Annotated in this window: 19 protein-coding genes; 9 read left to right on the top strand and 10 right to left on the bottom strand. The window is 54.9% G+C overall.

Annotated features, from left to right (window positions below; genetic code table 11):
• The first annotated feature begins 70 nt into the window (after positions 1–70).
• Positions 71–622: a ribosome biogenesis factor YjgA gene (yjgA, locus tag V5P19_RS18295; protein ID WP_334406143.1), complete on the top strand. Its 552-nt coding sequence runs from the start codon at positions 71–73 to the stop codon at positions 620–622.
• A 55-nt stretch (positions 623–677) separates the two neighbouring features.
• Here yjgA and mpl read toward each other — a convergent pair whose 3' ends face one another.
• The gene (gene mpl / locus V5P19_RS18290; RefSeq protein WP_334406141.1) at positions 678–2051 is read right to left on the bottom strand and encodes a UDP-N-acetylmuramate:L-alanyl-gamma-D-glutamyl-meso-diaminopimelate ligase; all 1374 of its coding nucleotides are present in this window, start codon (positions 2049–2051) and stop codon (positions 678–680) included.
• 198 nt (positions 2052–2249) lie between these two features.
• On the opposite strand from mpl, the gene fbp reads away from it, so the two are divergent.
• Positions 2250–3248: a class 1 fructose-bisphosphatase gene (gene fbp / locus V5P19_RS18285; protein ID WP_334406139.1), complete on the top strand. Its 999-nt coding sequence runs from the start codon at positions 2250–2252 to the stop codon at positions 3246–3248.
• A gap of 150 nt (positions 3249–3398) precedes the next feature.
• Positions 3399–3755 (top strand): LysR family transcriptional regulator, encoded by a 357-nt coding sequence (locus tag V5P19_RS18280; RefSeq protein WP_334406137.1) that lies wholly within the window; start codon positions 3399–3401, stop codon positions 3753–3755.
• Here V5P19_RS18280 and V5P19_RS18275 read toward each other — a convergent pair.
• The 5 genes from V5P19_RS18275 to ytfQ form a co-directional block, all read right to left on the bottom strand.
• Complete coding sequence (locus tag V5P19_RS18275; protein ID WP_334406135.1) at positions 3727–5298, bottom strand: methyl-accepting chemotaxis protein; 1572 nt, start codon at positions 5296–5298, stop codon at positions 3727–3729. The genes V5P19_RS18280 and V5P19_RS18275 overlap by 29 nt on opposite strands.
• A gap of 93 nt (positions 5299–5391) precedes the next feature.
• Positions 5392–6393: a galactofuranose ABC transporter, permease protein YjfF gene (gene yjfF / locus V5P19_RS18270; protein WP_334406133.1), complete on the bottom strand. Its 1002-nt coding sequence runs from the start codon at positions 6391–6393 to the stop codon at positions 5392–5394.
• Positions 6380–7405 (bottom strand): galactofuranose ABC transporter, ATP-binding protein YtfT, encoded by a 1026-nt coding sequence (gene ytfT / locus V5P19_RS18265; RefSeq protein ID WP_334406131.1) that lies wholly within the window; start codon positions 7403–7405, stop codon positions 6380–6382. The genes yjfF and ytfT overlap by 14 nt, the downstream gene beginning before the upstream one ends.
• A gap of 10 nt (positions 7406–7415) precedes the next feature.
• The gene (gene ytfR, locus V5P19_RS18260; protein ID WP_334406129.1) at positions 7416–8918 is read right to left on the bottom strand and encodes a galactofuranose ABC transporter, ATP-binding protein YtfR; all 1503 of its coding nucleotides are present in this window, start codon (positions 8916–8918) and stop codon (positions 7416–7418) included.
• A 131-nt stretch (positions 8919–9049) separates the two neighbouring features.
• Complete coding sequence (ytfQ, locus tag V5P19_RS18255) at positions 9050–10006, bottom strand: galactofuranose ABC transporter substrate-binding protein YtfQ (protein WP_334406127.1); 957 nt, start codon at positions 10004–10006, stop codon at positions 9050–9052.
• 309 nt (positions 10007–10315) lie between these two features.
• On the opposite strand from ytfQ, the gene ppa reads away from it, so the two are divergent.
• The 4 genes from ppa (at position 10316) to V5P19_RS18235 (ending at position 12399) form a co-directional block, all read left to right on the top strand.
• A complete protein-coding gene (gene ppa, locus V5P19_RS18250) occupies positions 10316–10846 on the top strand; it encodes an inorganic diphosphatase (RefSeq protein WP_010427397.1) in 531 nt (176 codons plus the stop codon).
• 222 nt (positions 10847–11068) lie between these two features.
• On the top strand, positions 11069–11653 hold the full coding sequence (locus V5P19_RS18245; protein ID WP_334406125.1) for a hypothetical protein: 585 nt from the start codon (positions 11069–11071) through the stop codon (positions 11651–11653).
• The gene (locus tag V5P19_RS18240) at positions 11650–12120 is read left to right on the top strand and encodes a hypothetical protein (RefSeq protein WP_334406123.1); all 471 of its coding nucleotides are present in this window, start codon (positions 11650–11652) and stop codon (positions 12118–12120) included. Before V5P19_RS18245 ends, V5P19_RS18240 begins: the two co-directional genes overlap by 4 nt.
• 21 nt (positions 12121–12141) lie before the next feature.
• Positions 12142–12399, top strand: a complete 258-nt coding sequence (locus V5P19_RS18235; protein ID WP_334406122.1) for a hypothetical protein — start codon at positions 12142–12144, stop codon at positions 12397–12399.
• A gap of 36 nt (positions 12400–12435) precedes the next feature.
• Here the strand turns inward: V5P19_RS18235 and V5P19_RS18230 are convergent, their stop codons facing one another.
• From V5P19_RS18230 to tamA, 3 genes are read right to left on the bottom strand one after another with little or no spacing between them, the layout of a single operon-like run.
• Positions 12436–12780 carry a gamma-glutamylcyclotransferase gene (locus V5P19_RS18230; RefSeq protein ID WP_119935791.1) on the bottom strand — a complete coding sequence of 115 codons (345 nt, stop codon included), beginning with the start codon at positions 12778–12780 and terminating at the stop codon, positions 12436–12438.
• Between the two features lie 2 nt (positions 12781–12782).
• Positions 12783–16559 carry an autotransporter assembly complex protein TamB gene (gene tamB, locus V5P19_RS18225; RefSeq protein WP_334406121.1) on the bottom strand — a complete coding sequence of 1259 codons (3777 nt, stop codon included), beginning with the start codon at positions 16557–16559 and terminating at the stop codon, positions 12783–12785.
• Entirely contained in the window at positions 16556–18289 is a 1734-nt protein-coding gene (tamA, locus tag V5P19_RS18220; RefSeq protein WP_334406119.1) for an autotransporter assembly complex protein TamA, read from the bottom strand. The genes tamB and tamA overlap by 4 nt, the downstream gene beginning before the upstream one ends.
• 224 nt (positions 18290–18513) lie before the next feature.
• Between tamA and msrA the strand changes: the two genes are divergently transcribed.
• Complete coding sequence (msrA, locus tag V5P19_RS18215) at positions 18514–19155, top strand: peptide-methionine (S)-S-oxide reductase MsrA (protein ID WP_334406117.1); 642 nt, start codon at positions 18514–18516, stop codon at positions 19153–19155.
• Positions 19156–19158: 3 nt separating this feature from the next.
• Here the strand turns inward: msrA and V5P19_RS18210 are convergent, their stop codons facing one another.
• A complete protein-coding gene (locus tag V5P19_RS18210; protein ID WP_334406115.1) occupies positions 19159–20217 on the bottom strand; it encodes a LacI family DNA-binding transcriptional regulator in 1059 nt (352 codons plus the stop codon).
• Between the two features lie 191 nt (positions 20218–20408).
• On the opposite strand from V5P19_RS18210, the gene V5P19_RS18205 reads away from it, so the two are divergent.
• Positions 20409–21560, top strand: a complete 1152-nt coding sequence (locus V5P19_RS18205; protein ID WP_334406113.1) for a Gfo/Idh/MocA family oxidoreductase — start codon at positions 20409–20411, stop codon at positions 21558–21560.
• Positions 21561–21572: the final 12 nt, after the last annotated feature.

Raw genomic sequence — 21572 nt, 5'->3', positions numbered from 1 at the left:
CTAACAGAGAACCGTTTTTCAGTGCGCGTCTTAACTGGTAACATTAGCCTCTTTTTTAAAGGAGCCTGACATGACTAAGCAGCCCGAAGACTGGCTCGACGACGTTCCCGGTGATGACATCGAAGACGAAGATGATGAGATCATCTGGGTCAGTAAAAGTGAAATTAAACGTGACGCCGAAGAGTTAAAACAGCTTGGCGGAGAACTGGTAGAACTGGGTAAAAACGCGCTGGATAAGATCCCGCTCGACCAGGATCTGCGCGATGCCATTGAACTGGCACAGAAAATCAAAAAAGAAGGTCGTCGTCGCCAGCTTCAGCTTATCGGTAAAATGCTGCGTCAGCGCGACGTCGAGCCGATTCGCCAGGCGCTGGACAAACTGAAAAACCGCCACAACCAGCAGGTTGCGCTGTTCCATAAGCTGGAGCAGATCCGCGACCGCCTGATTGAGCAGGGTGATGATGCCGTACCTGAAGTGCTGAACCTGTGGCCGGATGCCGACCGCCAGCAGCTGCGTTCGCTGATCCGCAATGCGAAGAAAGAGAAAGAAGGGAATAAGCCGCCGAAGTCTGCGCGCCTGATTTTCCAGTATCTGCGCGAGCTGTCCGAGAACGAAGAGTAATACACACGTCGCCTGTTCCCCTCTCCCCTTTGGGGAGAGGGCTGGGGTGAGGCGCTTACTCTACCGCTGCCGCTTTCTTCGCCAGACCGTCCAGCAGCTTCTGATGGATCCCACCAAAACCGCCGTTGCTCATGACCAGAATATGGTCGCCAGGCTGGGCAGCTTTCACCACCATATCCGCCAGCACGTCAACATCCGCACTCCAGTGCGCGGGCTGAATGCACGCGTCAGCCACTTCTGCCACCTGCCAGGGGATATGCTGCGGCTGTAGCAGGAAGACTTCATCGGCACGACCTAAGGACGGCGCGAGATCGTCTTTGCAGATCCCCATCTTCATGGTGTTTGAGCGCGGCTCCAGCACCGCCAGAATGCGGGCAGTGCCGCCCACTTTCCCGCGCAGTGCCGCCAGGGTTGCCAGAATGGCCGTCGGATGGTGTGCAAAATCGTCATACACCGTTACCCCATGGGCTTCACCGCGCAGCTCCAGACGACGACGTGCGTTGATAAACGTCCCCAGCGCATTGGCCGCGTCCGCAGGCAGTACGCCGACGTGGCGCGCCGCAGCAATCGCCATCAGGCCGTTGTGCATGTTGTGCTCCCCGACCAGGCCCCACTTCACCTCACCCACTTTTTCGCCGTCGAGTAAGACTTCCCACTCGGAGGCATCGGTGTTGAGTTTTTTCGCCTGCCAGTGTCCCTGCTCGCCCACCAGCTCCTGCTCGCTCCAGCAGCCCATCGCCATCGTCTGCTTCAGGTTGATGTCGTTCTCCGGCAGGATGATACGCCCCTGACCCGGGACGATGCGCACCAGGTGATGGAACTGTTTCTGGATAGCCTTCAGGTCGTCAAAGATATCCGCATGATCGAACTCAAGGTTGTTGAGGATCAGCGTGCGCGGGCAGTAATGCACGAACTTGGAGCGCTTGTCGAAGAATGCACAGTCGTATTCATCGGCTTCGATCACAAAGAACGGGCTGTCACCCAGACGCGCAGAGACGTCGAAATTGCCCGGCACGCCGCCGATCACAAAGCCCGGCTTGTAACCGCAGGCTTCAAGGATCCAGGTGGCCATACCGGCAGTAGTCGTTTTGCCGTGCGTACCGGCAACCGCGATAACCCAGCGGTCGCGCAGGACGAAATCATGCAGCCACTGTGGGCCAGACATGAACGGAATATTGCGTTCCAGCACCGCTTCGACACACGGATTACCACGGGTCATGGCGTTGCCAATGATCACCAGATCCGGTTGAGGATCAAGCTGGCTGGCGTCATAACCCTGAATGAGAGAAATCCCCTCTTTCTCCAGAAGCGTGCTCATCGGCGGATACACATTGGCGTCCGAACCTGTCACTTCATGGCCCAACGAGCGCGCCAGCATTGCCAGCCCGCCCATGAAAGTGCCACAAATCCCCAATATATGAATGCGCATACGTCACTATCCTTCTTCAATGTGGCGCACATTTTACTCACATGTCAGCGGGTGTGAAACGCATTTCAGGAAAATCCGTATCCTGCTGGCGCGATTCACCTCTGCGCTAACATTTGAATATTTGTTAAGATTGTTGGGCTTTAGTCGTTTTAGTGAACATACGATCGCTCTACTCACATAAGATGCAGGGAAAGTGTTATGAAAACGTTAGGTGAATTTATTGTCGAAAAGCAGCACGAGTTCTCTCATGCTACCGGTGAACTCACTGCTTTGCTGTCGGCAATAAAGCTGGGCGCTAAGATCATCCACCGTGATATCAACAAGGCCGGTCTGGTCGATATCCTGGGTGCCAGCGGTGCCGAGAACGTTCAGGGCGAGGTTCAACAAAAACTCGACCTGTTCGCAAATGAAAAACTGAAAGCTGCACTGCGCGCGCGCGACATCGTTGCGGGTATCGCCTCTGAAGAAGAAGATGAAATCGTCGTATTCGAAGGCTGCGAACACGCAAAATACGTCGTTCTGATGGATCCGCTGGACGGCTCCTCCAATATCGACGTTAACGTTTCTGTCGGTACCATTTTCTCCATCTACCGCCGCGTGACGCCTGTTGGCACGCCGGTCACCGAAGAAGATTTCCTGCAACCGGGCAGTCAGCAGGTCGCTGCCGGTTACGTCGTTTATGGCTCCTCCACCATGCTGGTCTACACCACCGGCTGTGGTGTTCACGCCTTCACCTACGATCCATCGCTGGGCGTGTTCTGCCTGAGCCAGGAGCGTATGCGCTTCCCGGAGAAGGGAAACACCTACTCCATTAACGAAGGCAACTACATCCGATTCCCGACGGGCGTGAAGAAATACATCAAATTCTGCCAGGAAGAAGATCATGCGACCCAGCGCCCTTATACCTCCCGCTATATCGGTTCTCTGGTGGCGGACTTTCACCGCAACCTGCTGAAAGGCGGCATTTATCTGTACCCAAGCACCGCAAGCCACCCGGACGGGAAGCTACGCCTGCTGTACGAATGCAACCCGATGGCATTCCTGGCCGAACAGGCCGGCGGCAAGGCAAGCGACGGTAAAGAGCGTATTCTGGACATCATTCCAGAAAGCCTGCACCAGCGTCGTTCATTCTTCGTCGGCAACAACCATATGGTTGAAGACGTTGAACGTTTGATTCGTGAATTCCCGGACGCGTAATAGCCTCAACGCGGGGAGCCAGTACGGCTCCCCGCTTCATTTATATATTTTACCGTATAAGTGTTTATAAAAATGACGCTTTAATATTCAGCATTGCTCCTGCATTATTTCCATAACAGTTTGACAAATATTCTCTGGAGCATAATCGCAATGAAAAACTATTCTCGTGCCAGTACCGGCATTGATTTAAATCTTATCCCTGTATTTATTGAAGTGGTGCGCTGTGGCAGCATGGCGAAGGCCTCTATCCGCCTGGAGATGTCACGCCCTGCGGTGAGTCTGGCATTAAAACGTTTTAATCAATTCTTTGATGAACCTTTATTTTTCCGTAAAGGCTTATATCTTGAGCCAACCGAAAAAGCATTAGCCTTAACCCACTCGCTGGAAATATTGATTGGCGGTATTCATGATAATATCAATGCGGTAAATTCAGAAACAAATAAAACCCTGGCACAGAATAGACCAGGGCTTGGTATTATTACGCTGCAGTCTGAACCGTCAGTTTGAATGAGGACATCGCTTCCATCAGCTCACGCGACTGCTCTTCCAGAGAGCGTGTCGCGGCAGAAGACTGCTGCACCAGCGCCGCATTTTGCTGTGCGGTTTCATCCATCTGATTCACAGCAATATTCACCTGCTCAATGCCGCGACTCTGTTCCTGAGACGCGGTAGCAATTTCACGCATCAGTTTCGTCATACGCAGCACTTCTGTTGCGATCTCATCCATTGTTTCGCCAGCCTGCTGCGCCAGTTCACTGCCTTCGCTAACGTGGGCTTGCGAGTCGCTGATAAGCGAACGGATCTCTTTTGCCGCATCGGCACTGCGGCTCGCCAGATTACGCACCTCGCCCGCGACGACGGCAAAGCCACGCCCCTGTTCACCCGCGCGCGCCGCTTCCACGGAGGCGTTCAGTGCCAGAATGTTGGTCTGGAACGCAATACCGTCAATGACGCTCAGGATGTCAGCGATACGCGCCGAGCTACCGGAGATATCGCGCATTTTTTCGATCACGTAGCAGACCATTTCGCTGCCGTGATCGGCGGTGTCAGACACGGATTTCGCCAGCTGGTGTGCCTGCTCGGCGTTATCGGCGTTAAGTTTCACCGTGGCGGTGATCTCTTCCATGCTGGCCGCCGTTTGCTCGAGCGACGTCGCGGTGGATTCCGTGCGCTGGGCAAGATTGATATTTCCTGCCGTCAGCTCACGACTGCCTGTGTCAATTTGCGAGCTGGCATCGCGCACCCGCAGCACCGATCCCATCAGGGACTGGCGCATTTCCTCAATGGCCGCGTTGAGGCGATTAAATTCCTGGCTCGCCGGGGCGTTCAGCATGTGGGTTAAATCACCCGCCGCCACGTTTTCCAGCTGGGCAATCGACGCAGAAAGCGGCTTGAGCAGCATATGGCGAAGCACCAGCCAGGCGAGCACGATAATGCCCGCCGTTAGTAGCGCGGCAACAATAATCAGGATTAAAACGTGTTTTTTGCTCGACTGCACGGCGTTGACTTCTGCCTTGCCACGCGCTTCGCTCCACGTCTGAAACGCCTGCATATCATTATCAAACTGCTTCGCCACCGGTATCAGCTTGTTCTCCAGCAGGTCGTAATAGCTGTCGGCACTCTGATCGTTCAGGGCTTTCAGCATCGGGGCAATCCCCTGCTGGTTATACGCGGCCAGGCTCGCAGCCACGTTATCCAGCAGCTGCTGTCCCTGCTTATCCGCTACGCCACCGTCAATGACGCTTTTCAACGTTTTCTGCGCCTGGCCAACTTCCTGGTTGATGGTTTTCACCGATTTGGACGCATCGTCCAGCATGCCGATTTCCATCAGTCGGACGGCCTGGCCCGCTTCATTACGCGCGCGCAGGATCAGCGTATAGCCAGAATTAAGCTGCACCATCTGCTCACCCTGAAGGTGATTGATGCGCTGGAGCGAAGCGGAACTCTGGGTGAGGGCATAAATGCCAATACCGCTGACCAGCAGCAGCAGAAGTGTCATAACGGCCAGTAAAGAGAGCAAGCCGGTACGAATCGATAGCGTTTTCAGCATGATGTTATTTCCGGTAGCGAGATATTTCTGGGCATAAAAAAAGAGTATCGGCCGCTACCGGAAAATGTTTAGACTTTAAGCAAATTCAGGGTGTTATCGCCCTGTTACTGATGTGTTCACACGCGTAACAGGTGAACTCTGGCGGTTTTCCCAGAGCACCGTCAGGCCGCGCTGCAGCGCGATAAAAATAAAGAGAAGAATACCGATGGCTATCTTGGTCCACCAGGAGCTGAGCGTGCCGTCAAAGTTAATATAGGTCTGAATCAGCCCCTGGATTGCCACGCCAAACAGCGTGCCCAGCACCGTTCCCACCCCCCCGCTCAGCAGCGTGCCGCCAATCACCACCGACGCAATCGCATCCAGCTCGACCCCAACCCCTGCCAGCGCGTAGCCCGCCTGGGTATACACCGAGAACACAATACCCGCCAGCGTCGCCAGCCCGGTCGAGAGCATATAAATACGGATCGTCGTGCTGCGGGTGGAGACCCCCATCAGGTTTGCCGACGTAGCGCTCCCGCCAATGGCGTATACCTGATTACCAAACCGGGTGCGGTGGGCAAGAAAAATGCCAATCACGACCACGCCCAGCATCAGCAGCCCCATCGCGCTCAGGCGACCGCCACCGGGGATTTTCCACGCCAGGCTCGAAAGCGTGTCGTAGATCGGGTGGTTAATCGGAATCGACTCTTCCGACACCAGATAGCTCACGCCGCGCAGGAAGAACATCCCGGCGAGCGTAATAATAAAGGCCGGGATTTTCAGCGCGTCGATTAACAGCCCCATAAAGGCGCCAAACGCACAGCCCATTACCAGCACCAGCGGGAAGGCCAGCAGCGGCGAGATCCCCCAGAAGCCAATCGCCTTCGCGAGGAACACGCCGGTGAAGGCGATCACCGAGCCGACGGAGAGATCAATGCCGCCCGAGAGGATCACAAAGGTCATGCCGACGGCAATGATGCCGAGAAAAGCGTTATCCGTCAGGATGTTGCAAATGACGCGCGTCGACGCAAAGCCGGGGAACTGGGTCAAACAGTAGAGATAGCCCAGCACAAACACGCCCAGCGTGATCATTAACGGTAAATTACGTTTTATCATGGCCACGGATCCCCTTAATGATGCTGACAAAGCGCGGCGACTGGACGATCAGCACGCAGAGCACGACTATCGCTTTCACCACCTGGTTGAGTTCCGGCTGGAACCCGGAGAGCAAAATGCCGGTATTCATCCCCTGAATAATCAGCGCGCCAATCACGGAGAGCAGCAGGTTAAAACGCCCGCCCATCAGCGATCCGCCGCCAATCACCACCGCCAGGATAGCGTCCAGCTCCAGCCACAGCCCGGCATTGTTGGCATCGGCCCCGCGGATATCCGCCGTGACAATCACCCCGGCGATAGCGGCACAAACGCCGCTCAGGACGTAGGTCAACATCACCATCAGCCGGGTGTTCACCCCGGCATTTCGTGCCGCGCGAATGTTAATTCCAACGGCTTCAATAAACATGCCAAGCGCCGTTTTGCGGGTAAAGAGCCAGAAGACGATGAGCGTCGCCAGCACAATAATGACCGGCGTCGGGAAGAAGAACAGCTTGCCGCTGCCCAGCCACGCCAGGCCCGGCGAGTCAAAGGTAACGATTTGCCCGGAGGTAATCAGCTGCGCCACGCCGCGCCCAGCCACCATCAGAATCAGGGTGGCGACAAACGGCTGTATCTTGAGCACCGCCACCAGAATACCGTTCCACAGCCCGGCTAAGACACCCGATCCCAGCGCGGCCAGCAGTACCACCGGCAGGCTATGCCCGGCGACGGTCATGGAGGCGGCAGTGGCCCCGGCAATAGCCATCACCGCGCCAACGGAAAGGTCAATCCCGCCGGTCGCGATCACCAGCGTCATGCCGATGGCCAGCAGCGCTACGGGCGCGGCGCGGTTTAGAATATCAATAGGACTGCCGAACAGACGGCCATCCTGGACGATTATCTGGAAGAAATGCGGGGCGACGAGGCTGTCCACCAGCAGCACCAGCAGCAGCGCGATGATTTGCGGCGTGCCGGTTGGCCAGCTAAAGCGGCGCTTTGACTCGCCAGCGTGTGAAAGAGAACGGGGCATCACGTTGAACTCCTTAAGCCGCGATGGCATTCATGATTGCCGGAACGGACAGTTTATCCAGCGGGATCTCGGCCACCTGCTTACGGTCGCGCATGATAATGACGCGATCGGCATACCCCACCAGCTCTTCCAGCTCGGACGAGATTACCAGCAGCGCCAGACCGTCCGCGCACAGCGTTTCGATAAGGCGGATAATTTCTGCGTGCGCGCCGACGTCAATGCCGCGCGTCGGCTCGTCGAGGATCAGGAACTGCGGTTTGGTCAGCAGCCAGCGTGAAAGCAATACCTTCTGCTGGTTACCGCCCGAGAGAAACTCAATGGGCTGCTCCGCGCTCGGAGTACGGATCCCGAGCTGGCGGATGAAGCGTTCGGCAATCGCATTTTGTTCTTTACGCGGGATCGGACGCAGCCAGCCGCGCTGCGCCTGCAGGGCAAGGATGATGTTTTCCCGCACCGACGCGGCGGCAATAATACCGTCCGTTTTCCTGTCTTCCGGACAGAAGCCGACCCCCAGACATGAGGACTGATGCGGCGAACGCATCGTTTGCGGTTTGCCTTTGATCAGGGCGCTGCCGCTGTCGGCAGGCTTGATCCCGAAGATCACTTCAGCGGTTTCGGTCCGGCCAGAGCCTAACAAGCCTGCCAGGCCGACAATTTCACCGGGGCGGACCTCCAGGTTAAACGGCGAGATGACCCCTTTTTTGCCGTAATCGGTGAATGCGGCAACCGGCTTATCGCTGAGCAGCGTCCGGCCTGCACGCTGGAGCGCGTTAGTCTCCAGTTCACGACCCAGCATCATTTTGACCAGTTCAATCTGCGGCAGCTCGCGGGTTTCACGGCAGCCGACAACGCTGCCGTTGCGCAGCACCGTGATGCGATCGCTCACTTCATAGACCTGATCGAGGAAATGGGTCACAAAGATCAGGCTCACTCCCTGATCGCGCAGCTGGCGCATCAGGGTGAAAAGCATCTCCACTTCCTGGGTATCGAGGCTGGCGGTGGGTTCATCAAGGATCAGCACCTTTGCGGAGAGATCGATCGCGCGACAGATGGCGACAATCTGCTGCATCGCCACGGAAAAACGGTTGAGCGGCTCGCGGACGTCGAGGGAGAAGCCGTAAGATTCCATCAGATTTGTCGCCCGCACTTCCATCTCTTTGCGGCGCAGCAGGCCAAAACGTCGTGGCTCTCGGCCAATGAACAAGTTATCCGCCACCGACATATTCGGCAGGAGGTTCACTTCCTGATATACCGTCCCAATGCCCAACTGTTGCGCATGGGCGGTGTTTTTCGGCGAGATGGCGTTACCTTCCAGCCAGATGGAACCACGATCGGCGTGATAGACGCCAGTAAGGGCTTTGATCAGCGTCGATTTCCCCGCCCCGTTCTCGCCCAGCAGCGCCATGATCTCACCGCGACGCAGGCTAAAATCGACGTTATCCAACGCCTTTACGCCAGGGAAGAATTTGCTTAAGCCCTCTGTACGGAGGATTTCCTGGTGTTGTGCAGTGGTCATAGTTTTCCCCCTCACCCTGACCCTCTCCACGGCGGGGAGAGGGGAATGTCTGTGCCAATGATTAAGTCCCTGCCCCCCGCCTTTTTCCCTCTTCCTAATGGGGAGAGGGTCAGGGTGAGGAGCGAGGGGTTTTAATAGCCCATGTTTTTCTTCTTCTCTAACTCTTCTTTCGCCGTATCCGGCAGGTAGAGCGTGGATTTGGTGACCGTCACTTTTTCTGGCAGCGTGCCGTCTTTCTTGAATTTCTCCAGCGCGTCAAACGCCGGGCCAGCCATATTTGGCGTCAGCTCAACGCTGGCATTCGCTTCGCCGTCCATCATCGCTTTGTAGATGTCAGGTACGCCGTCGATAGAACCGGTGAGGATATCTTTGCCCGGCTTCAGGCCCGCTTCTTTGATCGCCTGGATAGCGCCAATCACCATATCGTCGTTATGGGCGTAAACCATGCAGATGTTCTTGCCGTTGTTTTCCGCTTTAATAAAGCTTTCCATGACCTCTTTACCCTTGCTGCGGGTGAAGTCACCGGACTGAGAACGGATAATCTTAATGTTTGGCGCTTTCGCGATCGCTTCGGCAAAGCCTTTCTTACGATCGATGGCCACGCTCGCGCCGACGGTACCCTGCAGCTCAACCACGTTACACGGCTTACCATCCACCTGTTTCACCAGCCAGTCACCAATCAACTGCCCTTCAAGCACGTTGTTGGCGGTAACGGTGGTCATATAGAGAGATTTGTCTTTTACATCAATGGAACGATCGAGCAGGAAGACGGGAATTTCAGCGTCTTTGGCTTCCTTCAGCACCGGCTCCCAGCCCGTGGCAACCACTGGCGCAATGAAGATGGCATCGACGCCCTGGGCGATAAAGGAACGTACTGCTTTGATTTGGTTTTCTTGTTTTTGCTGACCATCGGCGATTTTCAGCGTAATACCGCGTTTTTCGGCCTCGCTTTTCGCAACGTTGGTTTCAGCCGCGCGCCAGCCGGATTCAGACCCGACCTGCGAAAATCCTACGGTTAAAGGTGCGGCCATCGCCATAGACGACATGGCTGCCGAAACTGCTGTGACAAGAAGTAAGCGCTTCCACATATGAACGTCCTCGTAGGGTGAGTTATTGTTGGTTAAAAGATGTTCTGCGAAATGACTATAGCCAATGAAATATGTAACGGATTGCGTTACATCACACTTCAGAAAAGTGAATGAAACGTTAATCACAAGTTTGTAATCGCTTTCATTTTTGCATTTAAAATGCGGCTGAGTTTATGGATTTTCCTGTCATGGTAACGGTCTGAAAAGTGAGTCAAACGAGGAGAGAAGGCGAAAACAGGCGGAGACATTCAGCGCCAGTTGGCTATAATACCTGCCACTTGTTTACCATCCATTTTAAAGGACACCGACATGAGCTTACTCAACGTCCCTGCGGGTAAAGAACTGCCAGAAGACATCTACGTCGTTATCGAAATCCCGGCTAACGCAGATCCTATCAAATACGAAGTGGACAAAGAGAGCGGCGCCCTGTTCGTAGACCGTTTCATGTCTACTGCAATGTTCTATCCATGCAACTATGGTTACATCAACCACACCCTGTCTCTGGACGGTGACCCGGTTGACGTGCTGGTCCCAACGCCATACCCACTGGAGCCAGGTTCAGTTATTCGCTGCCGTCCAGTAGGCGTGCTGAAAATGACCGACGAATCAGGTGAAGATGCGAAGCTGGTTGCGGTACCCCATACCAAGCTGAGCAAAGAGTACGATCACATCAAAGACGTGAACGACCTGCCAGAACTGCTGAAAGCACAGATCACTCACTTCTTCGAGCACTACAAAGACCTCGAAAAAGGCAAGTGGGTTAAAGTTGACGGCTGGGACAACGCTGAAGCTGCGAAAGCAGAAATCATCGCGTCCTTCGAACGCGCTGCTAAGAAGTAATTCTTACTGCCTGTCGATAAAGCCCCGCTGGTCGGGGCTTTTTTATTTCTTTGGTTAAAATCGGCACAAACGGATTATTTAAGATAAATCCCATTCTTTTTGATTTGGATATTAAAAATAGAAAAGACACCCTATCATTTATGGTGGGAGTGGTTGAATAGCCTGGCTGTTCACAACATACTGTCATGATGAACATTAATCCCCACTCATTATAGGATTCTTATGTCATCCATTAACATTGATGTTGCCCGCCCAACAGGGATTTATTTTATCATTGAACGGCTTTATTCTCGCGATGGTCTTATGCCTTCTATTGGGGAAATCAGCCCCTCTTTGACACAGGTGCACCGTACTGTCATTCAGCTCAAACGCAAGCAAGATATGTTTATGGATGGCGTTAAGGTTACCCCTAAAGATATTACCCTTTGGCAACAGATAAAATATATTACGGGTTCAAAAGTAACGACCAAAGATACAGATGCGTTAGTGTATACGACCGATTTTATTGGCTCTCTTGTTGCCACAACACCTTTAGGTAATATTGAGCATGAAAATATTCCTCGGTTCCTCACGACAGAGTCTATCCACTCCCTGCCGCAGGCGGTAAGTTATGGGCGAGATCCCATCCCACAAGTTCTTCTTTATGGTCGTAAGGATATTGTCTTCTTTATGGACAATGGTGGTAAAGGTACGCCAACCGCTATTGCAAAATATAACCACAATACTCGTGACCTTGCCATAATCAAAGATCAGCTAGAAGCCAGTAAAATGATGAAGGAGCTGCTATCTAAGGGAGCAAAATTATGAGTAAGAAAAACCATATCGTGAGCCTATTCGTCCTTATTATCGCCTCCTTTATATTTGGCAGAGGTACATATATTGAATATCTGTCATGGTACTATGGAAGCGATAATTTAATATTCAGCGAATTAAACAGCTCCTTACTATCTAGTTTATTTAACGGGCTTTACTTCGCTCTATCAGCAAGTATTATTTATGCGTTACTCACTCTATTAAAAAGAATCCCAAGGAATATTGTCACTTCTTGTCTGCTTCAGTTCTGTATTAACATCGGGTTATATACGCTTTTTGTTGCAGTAGATAGAGGATATAGTAAATTGCATACTTTAGGCTCGGGTGCTACTGATATCACCCACAGCTATTTTTTAGGGGCGTTGCTGACGAGCACACTCTTGACCGTCGCGATCGTGAGCGTTTTACATGCTAAGTTTCTTTCTTCAAAGCATAAAAATGGGTTACATAAAGGCGTTTGACTGTCACGGCAAGGACAGCAAATGGCAGTATCTCTGCATCATGGCATTCCAGCTTGCCTGGTTTTTGTTTTACCTGTGGATCCCTTATCGAAGCGATTATGCGATTCTGCTGTTTTTACTGTTTTTCCTGCCGGTCATTTCAAGCAATACGCGGTGCATAAACTACTATGGCCGTTCACGCGCATTGTGTTTGTTGTGGCTTATAGCCCCATACATCATGCTGTTCGTTCCTCTGTTTTTAACCCGAAAACGGGATACAGAAGAGAGTTGAATGAGTAAAACAACAACGCCACCTTTCGGTGGCGTTGTTGTTTATCAGTACTGGTCTCTGTCTAACCAGTTACCGCTTTCAATCCGCGTTAACCCTTCGACCGAACGCTGGTACACATACATCCATGCACTCCCGTATGGCGTCTGGATCAACTGGCGTGCGTATTCACCGCCCCTGGTGCGCAAGGCATCCAGTTCGGCAAGCGTGGCATTATCAATACGATAAACCTCACCCTGTACCGTTCCTTCACCAGGAACCGCACCTGGATAGTGGCCCAGGCTGTACAGCTGGTAGTTCTCAATATTGTAATTACCCATCAACTGGGCGTTCGTCATCCAGTGACTGTTGCCCTGCTTAGTTCGTAAACTACCGTAGACAAATATTCGCATTGCTAGAACTCAAACTGATAGAGCACATCAAGCGCCTGATCTATACCAGACACCGCTTCCAGATATAGCTTAGGCATCAGGCGGTAGCGTAACGTGAGTGTTGCCAGTGAGTCAAAGATCCCCACGCCATATTTTACCTGCAGACCCGGCAGTACATAGCCGCTGACCACCACCTGCGAGGAATCACCCACGCCCTGGGTGTCCAGCGCCAGATTACTTACGCCGAACGTCTCGCCGATTTTACCCACAACCTGACCACTTTGTGCAACCCCCAGGCCCACTAACATTGATGTCATTGCAGCACTGTCGCTCTGCCCGCTCTCCAGACCTTGCCCGCGAAGCAGATAAGAAAGGGCTTCCTGCTGTGACATCGCCGGGTCGGAGAAAATTTCCGCCTTCGGTTCATCGGCAGATCCGGTCACGCGCACGCCCGCAATCACATCGTTTTCAGTGGCTTCCGGATTACGAATGGCCTCGATATTGAGCAACGGCTGATCCGGCGGGCCGGAGAACAGCAGCTCGCCTTTACGCACAATCAGATCCTGACCATAGGCATGGAAACGCCCTTCAGGAATTGTGATCTGCCCGTTCAGGCCAAGGCCTTGTTTATCCTGAGCTACTTTCAGGTCACCCGTGAGCCTCGCCTTCAGTCCGAACGCATTCAGGCGAACGTTATTCCCCACGTGTACGATCAGATTACTGTTGATCGGTATGCCTGCGCTTTTCTGTTCGATAGGCTGCAGATTTTCATTAAGCATCACCTCGTCGCTTGAGACGCCGACCGCGCTTTCCGGCACGTCGTGCACCACGATACGCGCCCAGGGAACATCCACGCGTCCGTCGAGAGTGAACAGGCTCGGCGTCGCGACAAAGACCACGTCAGGTGAGACGTCCAGACGCACCATTGGCGGAACGGTAATCCGCACCCGGCTTCCCTTCGCCGCAATTCGGGCTCGCCAGTTATCGAGCTGGCTCCAGTCGGCATCACCGCTCAGATTGATTTGGCCTTGCTGAGTGAGCACCGAGCCGGTGAGCGTCGAGCTTTTGCCGTTAAAGTTCATCGCAATCTGGCTTGGCTGCATATCAAACGGCATAAAGTTACCGTCAATATCCACGCCGTTTAGCTGCATTTGACCAAACAGCTGCGGGCTCTGCACATCACCGGCCAGACGGAGGTTAGCATTGAGCATCCCCGCCGCCTGTTCCCCGCGGGAGAATATCGGGTTCACCATCGCCAGGTTGAAGTTGCGGATATTCACGTTACCGCCGAGATTACGTCGCCCCTGCGGATCGGTTATCTGCACCTGGCCGTCAAACTGTCCGTTGTTGGTCAGACGGACCAGCCACTCCAGTTGCGCGCGGTTATTATGCAGGTCTGCACTCAGATTAAGGGTATCAAATGCCACCGCCAGCGGGGCGTCGTTCACCTCCTGCGTGACCTTCACGTTTCGGCCCGAGAGCGTTACGCTGCCCTGCGGCAGTCCCTCTTTGGTCGTGTCCCACGCCACATCGGCTTTTCCGCTGAAGACGCCGCTGGCCTGAGTGGTATCCGGCATAAACGGCTTCAGCATCGCCAGATCGAAGCGGTTGAGGTTGATCTGGGCACGGCCTTCCGCCCCCGCGTCGATAGTCTGCGGCACGCATAGCTCCGCGTTCGGGTTGGTCCAGCAGTGTGGCCCAATGCTGATTTTTTGCTCGGCGTTACGGTAGTCCAGCGCAATAGATCGCGTCAGCGCCAGTGGTCCCACCGGCGTGCTGAAACGGGTGTTATCCAGCGTTCCTCTCCAGCGTTCCTCTTTGCGATCGAAACTCCCCGTTAAATGCAGTTGCCCGGACACCGGCTCGCCCTGCACGCGCAGCTGAAGATCGTGCTGCTTCTCGGTGCCTTTCGCCTCCAGCGTCACTAGACTGATGTTCACATCGGGCTGGGCAATGCGCTCCACGCGCAGGTTGAGGTTACCGCCGATCTGATCGGTGGATTTCACGTCCCCCTGCACGCGAACGCGCGCGACGGACAGCGCCTGCCAGCGCAGGTTATTGGCGGTAATATCCGCCAGCAGCTGCGGCGCATCCACCGTGCCGCGCACCTTCACAAGCCCTTTCGCCGTACCGCCAAGCCCCGGCAGCGCGTTGTCCAGTCCCGGCGCGTCGATGGTGGCATCCAGATCGAGATCCTTTACGCCCAGCTCGCCCTTGATGTCCGCCGTGTTGCGCCCCAGCGCCACGTGCAGACCAGGGATCACCCACTGGAGATAGCTGTTGCCTTTGACCGAGCCCTCAACGTTAACTTTGTTCTGCTTCACGTTGCCGGTGAGCTTGATTTCCGGCACGTCCATCTGCCATGTCCCGCCGTACAAACTGCCGCGGGTTTTGATCAGGCCATCCAGCCTGGAGGGCCAGTCGGGCACTTCTTTGGCGGTGTTAATCCCCGTCAGCTTCAGCTCGCCGCGCCAGCTGATGGCCTGCTGCCAGTCGAGCAGCGCGGTCAGCTCGGTTTTCCCTTCCAGCGCCGCGACGGTCAGTTTGTCGAGATTAACCTGCTGTTCGTTACCCTTCGCATCCAGCGTGATGGTCGCGGGCGGCACGCCTTGCCCCTTCACCGCGGTGCGGAACGACAGCGTGTAATCCGTCATTTTGCCGCTCAGCTTCAGCTTCAGGTCATCGGCTTGAAACTGTTTTTCACCGGTAAACGGCCAGTAAAGCTGCTGGCTGACGATCTCCAGATTGAGGGGTAAACCGGCCTCAGCCAGCTGGGTTTGCCCGCGTAATACCATGTCTACCGGGCCAGAAAGGTTAACGCCAAACTCCAGCTTGTCGCGCAGCGCGCCGCCGACCTTCAGCTTCACCTTCTCGCCTTTCAGCGGGTCGATGTTAAGGGCGCTGTTCAGGGTGATGTCCACCGGCCAGTTGTCGCGCAGCAGTGCGTGACCAGACGCATTAACGGACCCCTGATTGGTATCGATATCCAGCGCGTCGAGCTTCATGTTGCCGTCAATGCTGCTGACTTTGAGCAGCATGTTGTAGACCGTAAGATCGGTATCACCGGTCAGACGCAGCTGCTCACCTTTGAACTCTTCGATATTGAGGTTTAGCGGCAGATGAACGTCGGTCATCTCCGGCAGCACCGGTTTAGCGAACAGATCTTTCAGCGTTTCGCCCAGCGGTTTTTCTTCCGGCTTAGGATTCTGGATCTTAGGTTCGACTATCTCTTCCTGCGCGACTTTTGCCACTTTCGGCAGCGCTATCAGCAGCCCTTGCAGGGAAGTCGGCGTCAGCGTGAGGTTTTTCTCCTGCCAGCGCAGGCCGGAGGTGAAATCCATCACCGAGACGGTGGTGTCGTCGATTTTAATATTGACGTTATTCAGCGCCACGCGGTAGAGCGCAATCGGGTAAGGCGTAGAGAGGTTAAGCGGGCCGCTGTCCTCTTCCTCGACCGGCGCAGATTTTGGCATTTTCTTTGAATCTATCGCCACGTTCACATCCGTTAGCGACAGATCGTTTACGCACAACTTGCTGTCACGCAGGCAGCCCAGCTTTATCGCGAGGTGGAATTCACCCGCGTTGACCGCTACGCCCGGCTGTTCATAGCGGATATTCTTCAGACGCAGATCGCGCCAGCCGCCCGTGACCTGACCAATTTCCAGACCCGGCACCCAGCGGTTGGCAGCATTAAACAGCAAATGCAGACCTGTGGTGGTTCCCACCAGAAACGCGACCGTACCAAGCAGCAGCACGATAAAAATCAGCACCCCGAGGCTTATCTTCTTCCATAAACTCATAATTCAGGCCCCAGACCGATGTAAAACTGTAAACCGTGTTCGTCTTTGTCACCCACCGGTACGGCGAAGTCGAGCTTGATGGGCCCGACGGGAGACTGCCAGCGCACGCCAACGCCCGCGCCGGTTTTAAAATCGCTGCGGCGGATATCGTTCACCGCTTCACCGCCGTCGACAAACATGGCGCCCCACCATTTGCCGCTAACGTTGTACTGGTATTCCAGCGATCCGGTCGCTAGCTTGGATGCCCCGGTCAGCTGGCCTTTTTCGTTTTCTGGCGAGATAGATTTAAATTTATAGCCGCGAATGCTGCGGTCGCCCCCGGCGAAGAAGCGCAGATCCGGCGGAACGCGTTCGAAATCGCCCGTCTCAATCCAGCCGAGGTTGCCGCGCATCACAAAGCGGTGCTTGTCGAGAAGCGTTCGGATCCAGACGTTTTGAGCCTGCACCACGGAGAAATCAACGTCTGATCCCCAAGCGGAGTTGGAATAGTCGATAGAGTAACGCTGGGAATCGCCCCACACCGGCATGAGGCCGCCGCGCGAGCGGGTACGGCTGATCATCACGCCCGGGTAAAGCAGCATGGTGGTGTTGGTCACGTTGGCTTGGGTAAAGTGGTCGAGGCTCCAGCGCAGGTTGATGGCGCGCTGCCAGCCGCTGGAAAGATCCCAGAAACGGGACACGGCAAGCGTGGTGGAATCCTGCTCCGTGTCGTTCAGATCGGTGCGCTTAAAGCCGCCCTGCAGAAGATAGTATTGTTCGAGCGGATTCTTCAGCAGCGGCATTTTGTAGCTGAAATCGAGCTGCTGTTCTGGCGCCGAGATGCTGGCGCTGGTAGTCAGGCTGTGGCCGTAGGAGTTCATCCACGGTTTTTTCCACGTCGCCCTGACGCGCGGCCCCACGTCGGTAGAGTACCCGCCGCCCATCTCAATGGTGTTCTCGGTGCGCGGCGACACAACGCCGTGCAGCGGTAACACTTTGCTTTCGCGCGCATCGGCAAAATCTGGCGCCACGACCACCGAGTTAAACCAGCCGGTCGCGGATAAACGGCGGTTCAGTTCACCGAGATCGCTTGACTGGTAGTAATCCCCTTTTTTAAACGGCACCAGATTTTGCAGATACTCCTCGCGGATCTGCGATCCTTCGAAGGTGACGTCACCAAACCGGTAGCGCTCGCCGCTGTCGAAGTCGATATCCCAAAACGCCTGACGTCGGTCGAGCGCCACGCCCAGCTGGCTTTTATTGAACTGGCTATCGAAGTACCCTTTGCGCAAAGAGACGTTGGTTAACGAGCGTTTGAAGTGGTCGTAATCGCCGTGATTCAGCACGCTGCCCACTTTAGGACGCGTGCCCAGCAGATCCAGGTAATCCCGATCCGTACGCGCGCCGCCGCGCAGCACAACATTTGTGCCGCCAATCAATACCGGCTCGCCCGGCGAGACGCGGGCAATGAGCACCTGTCGCCCTTTGGCCGGAGGCGGGCGCAAGTCGAAATCAATGGTGGGTTCGTAATAACCCAGCGCTTTTAAGCCTTCACGGATCGCATCATCCACGCGCGCGCGAAAACGCCTGTCTGGCGTCACTTCGTCGCTTTCGATGGTCGACAGCTGCGCGCGCACGTTTTTTTCCAGCGCCCCGGATAACCCCTCAACCTGCAAACGGACATTCGCCGCGCTGGCAATCCCGCTTGTCAGCAGCACACTGACTAAACATAACTGGCGGATTTTTGTCACGTTTTCTCCTGAATATCCCTGTTTCCACCCTGGAAGCAAATGAAGTGCCGCTCCGCGGCAAAATACGGCCTTTAAGCCAAAAACCCACATCACGGGTTGAAAAAGGGTGTAACACCCAAATATTTCTTATGATTAAATCTAGACTCATTCAGCGCATTTATTGTGTTCAATTAAACGCGTCGTGACAACCTTAACCGAAACATCGCTACCCGGGAGGCCCCACCGTGAGTTTATTCGACAAAAAGCATCTGGTTTCACAAGCCGATGCATTACCGGGACGCAACACCCCTATGCCTGTGGCGACACTGCACGCCGTCAACAATCATTCAATGACAAACGTTCCTGATGGAATGGAGATCGCCCTGTTTGCCATGGGCTGCTTCTGGGGCGTTGAGCGCCTTTACTGGCAATTACCCGGCGTTTACAGCACCGCGGCGGGCTACACAGGCGGTTACACACCTAACCCAACCTATCGCGAAGTGTGCTCCGGCGAGACCGGTCATGCCGAAGCGGTGCGCGTGGTATATGACCCTGCAATTATCAGTTACGAGCAGTTGCTGCAGGTATTCTGGGAAAACCACGATCCGGCGCAGGGCATGCGACAGGGCAACGACCACGGCACTCAGTACCGCTCTGCCCTCTATCCGCTCACCCCTGAGCAGGACGCCGCTGCGCGCGCCAGCCTGGAACGTTTTCAGAAAGCCATGCGTGACGCAGGCGATACGCGTGAGGTGACAACCGAAATCGCCACCGCGAAGCCGTTCTACTATGCCGAGGACGACCACCAGCAGTATCTGCATAAAAATCCGTACGGCTACTGCGGTATCGGCGGGATTGGCGTATGCCTGCCCCCACAGCTGGCCTGATGATTATTCGTTTAGCGCCACGCGAGCCGCGTGGCGCGTTGCATTGCTCACCGACCCGTAATCCATCACCTTCCCCTGCAGCAGCAGGTTATAGACCGGCGCCTGCGGTCTGTTGAGCCGCGTTTGCAGCAGATGCACCGCTTCTATCCCCAGTTCTCGGCAGGGCACGGTCACACCCGTGACCGGTTTTTCCAGCCGGTGCGCTAAATTCCAGGCAAAATCGGTCGTGATGAGTGAGATATCCTCCGGGATACGCAGCCCGTGGCGCTGCAGTGCCCGGATCACCCCTTCCGTCATGCTGGTGCTGTTGGGAAAAATCACCTCCGGCCACTGCGCTCTGTCGTGGCTTAGCAGCCAGCGATCCAGCGCGTGCTCGGCTTCTTCTGCGGTAAACCACTCGGTCACCAGCAAATCCCGCTGCGGCTCAAAGGTAACGTGAAAGTGGCGATAGGCCTCTTTGATTCCGTCCAGTCTTGCATAGAGCGTGTCCCGCCTCAGGCAGGTTAACGTCAGTACCCGACGATGCCCTTGCTCAAAGACATATTGCATGGCGGTAAAACCAATGGCGCGATGGTCGGGCGAAACAGAATCCAGCACCCGATCCCGGTCGACGGAATTAATTAATACGCAGGGTTTATTGAGCGTACTGGCCAGCTTAAAGATGGTGGAATCATCAGTGCCAATGATAATGATCGCGTTGATATTTTTATGGCTGGCCTTCTCAAGAAATAATTTCACGTCGGCATGCTGTTCTTCTAATCCGCAATAGCTGACCCACACGTTATGTGGCGCGCTGGCTTCGGCTACCCCTTTGGTCACTTCAAGATAAAAAATATCGCCGCGTCCCTGAAAGGTTCTTTCCGGCGCAAAAACAGCGATACCGTTAATCAGCAGCCTACCGCTCGCCATCGACTCCAGCACGCCCAGCTGCCGCGCGGTATGGACAATCGCTTCCCGGGCCTTGTCGCTGGTGTAAGACTTACCGCTTAACACCCTCGACACCGTGCTAACGGAATACCCCGTCAGGGAGGCGATTTCCTCCATTTTTAGCTTGCCCGCCATAGTGTGACCTCGCTCGCATTCAGTTTTTGCAAATATTTGCAGAAACAGCGCGTTGATTTTAAAACCAAATTTCAGATTCGTTGGTGTTTACTTATTGACCTTGCGAGTATTCTCACAAAAACACATTGTCCCTGCGTCTTAGCTTTCCTATTTTCCGGTCATCACTCTTTTTACTGAAATTAAGGTGTGACATGGAGAAGGTACGTTTTGGCATTATTGGTATGGGTAATATCGGTACAGTCCACGCCCGCTATTTACTGGCAGGCACCGTCAGTGACGCTTGCCTCACCGCGGTTTGCGATAATGCGCCGGAAAAGCATCCGGCCATTCGCCAGCGGGTAGGCACAATTCCTCTTTTCAGCGACGCGCAGGAGATGCTCGAGAGCGGGCTTATCGATGCGGTCATCGTCGCCACGCCCCATTACGATCACCCGCGCCTGTCGATGCTGGCCATGCGCAACGGTATCCACACGCTTTGCGAAAAACCGGCGGGCGTGTATACCGCACAGGTGCAGGAGATGAACGCCTGCGCGCACACGTGCGACGTGGTCTTCGGCATGATGTACAACCAGCGGCCTAATCCGCTCTATCAAAAAGTGAAAGATCTGATCGACAGCGGCGAGCTGGGCGAGATCCGCCGCTCTAACTGGATCATCACCAACTGGTATCGTTCGCAGAGCTATTACAACTCCGGCGGCTGGCGCGCCACCTGGAAAGGCGAAGGCGGCGGCGTATTGCTTAACCAGGATCCGCATCAGCTCGATCTCTGGCAGTGGCTGGTGGGTATGCCCATTCGGCTGCGCGCGTTTTGCCAGTTCGGTAAACACCGCAACATCGAAGTGGAAGACGAGGTGACTGCCTACGCGGAGTACGCCAATGGCGCAACCGGCGTATTTATTACCACGGTCGCAGAAACGCCGGGCACCAATCGTCTGGAGATCGCCGGCGATCGCGGCAAAGTGGTTGTTGAAGAGGGCACGCTGCGCTACTGGCGACTGCGCGAATCCGAAGCTGAATTTAACGCCCGCTGGCAGAACGGCTTTGGTGAGCCTGAGTGCTGGGAAGTCACCGTGCCCGTCGCGCCGGAATGTAGCGAGCACGCTGTCATTACCGCGAACTTCTGTGCGGCCATCCTGCGCGGCGAGCCGCTGATTGCGCCGGGTCTTGAAGGGATCCACGGATTAACGCTCTCTAATGCCATGCATCTTTCTACCTGGACAGACGACTGGGTCGAGCTGCCGCTCAACGAAAAACAGTATCTGCGCCTGCTTCAGCAACGCATTACCCACTCGGTTGAAAAAGAAGCCACCAGCGTCACGCTGGATGCCTCTGGCAGCTGGTAACCCCCGGAGAAA

The sequence above is a fragment of the Enterobacter sp. UNJFSC 003 genome (genome assembly GCF_036903355.1).
Taxonomy (GTDB): Bacteria; Pseudomonadota; Gammaproteobacteria; order Enterobacterales; family Enterobacteriaceae; genus Enterobacter.
Note: the sequence above shows the minus strand (reverse complement) of the source record. Positions and strands in the feature narration are given on the sequence as shown.

Bases quoted from the DNA above. Each gene is read 5' to 3' on its own strand.
- tamB (WP_334406121.1), bottom strand. From the start codon at position 16,559: ATGAGTTTATGGAAGAAGATAAGCCTCGGGGTGCTGATTTTTATCGTG.
- yjgA (WP_334406143.1), top strand. From the start codon at position 71: ATGACTAAGCAGCCCGAAGACTGGCTCGACGACGTTCCCGGTGATGAC.
- ytfR (WP_334406129.1), bottom strand. From the start codon at position 8,918: ATGACCACTGCACAACACCAGGAAATCCTCCGTACAGAGGGCTTAAGC.
- V5P19_RS18205 (WP_334406113.1), top strand. From the start codon at position 20,409: ATGGAGAAGGTACGTTTTGGCATTATTGGTATGGGTAATATCGGTACA.
- V5P19_RS18245 (WP_334406125.1), top strand. From the start codon at position 11,069: ATGTCATCCATTAACATTGATGTTGCCCGCCCAACAGGGATTTATTTT.
- ppa (WP_010427397.1), top strand. From the start codon at position 10,316: ATGAGCTTACTCAACGTCCCTGCGGGTAAAGAACTGCCAGAAGACATC.
- yjfF (WP_334406133.1), bottom strand. From the start codon at position 6,393: ATGATAAAACGTAATTTACCGTTAATGATCACGCTGGGCGTGTTTGTG.
- V5P19_RS18235 (WP_334406122.1), top strand. From the start codon at position 12,142: ATGGCAGTATCTCTGCATCATGGCATTCCAGCTTGCCTGGTTTTTGTT.
- V5P19_RS18275 (WP_334406135.1), bottom strand. From the start codon at position 5,298: ATGCTGAAAACGCTATCGATTCGTACCGGCTTGCTCTCTTTACTGGCC.
- V5P19_RS18280 (WP_334406137.1), top strand. From the start codon at position 3,399: ATGAAAAACTATTCTCGTGCCAGTACCGGCATTGATTTAAATCTTATC.
- ytfQ (WP_334406127.1), bottom strand. From the start codon at position 10,006: ATGTGGAAGCGCTTACTTCTTGTCACAGCAGTTTCGGCAGCCATGTCG.
- mpl (WP_334406141.1), bottom strand. From the start codon at position 2,051: ATGCGCATTCATATATTGGGGATTTGTGGCACTTTCATGGGCGGGCTG.
- V5P19_RS18210 (WP_334406115.1), bottom strand. From the start codon at position 20,217: ATGGCGGGCAAGCTAAAAATGGAGGAAATCGCCTCCCTGACGGGGTAT.
- fbp (WP_334406139.1), top strand. From the start codon at position 2,250: ATGAAAACGTTAGGTGAATTTATTGTCGAAAAGCAGCACGAGTTCTCT.
- V5P19_RS18230 (WP_119935791.1), bottom strand. From the start codon at position 12,780: ATGCGAATATTTGTCTACGGTAGTTTACGAACTAAGCAGGGCAACAGT.
- V5P19_RS18240 (WP_334406123.1), top strand. From the start codon at position 11,650: ATGAGTAAGAAAAACCATATCGTGAGCCTATTCGTCCTTATTATCGCC.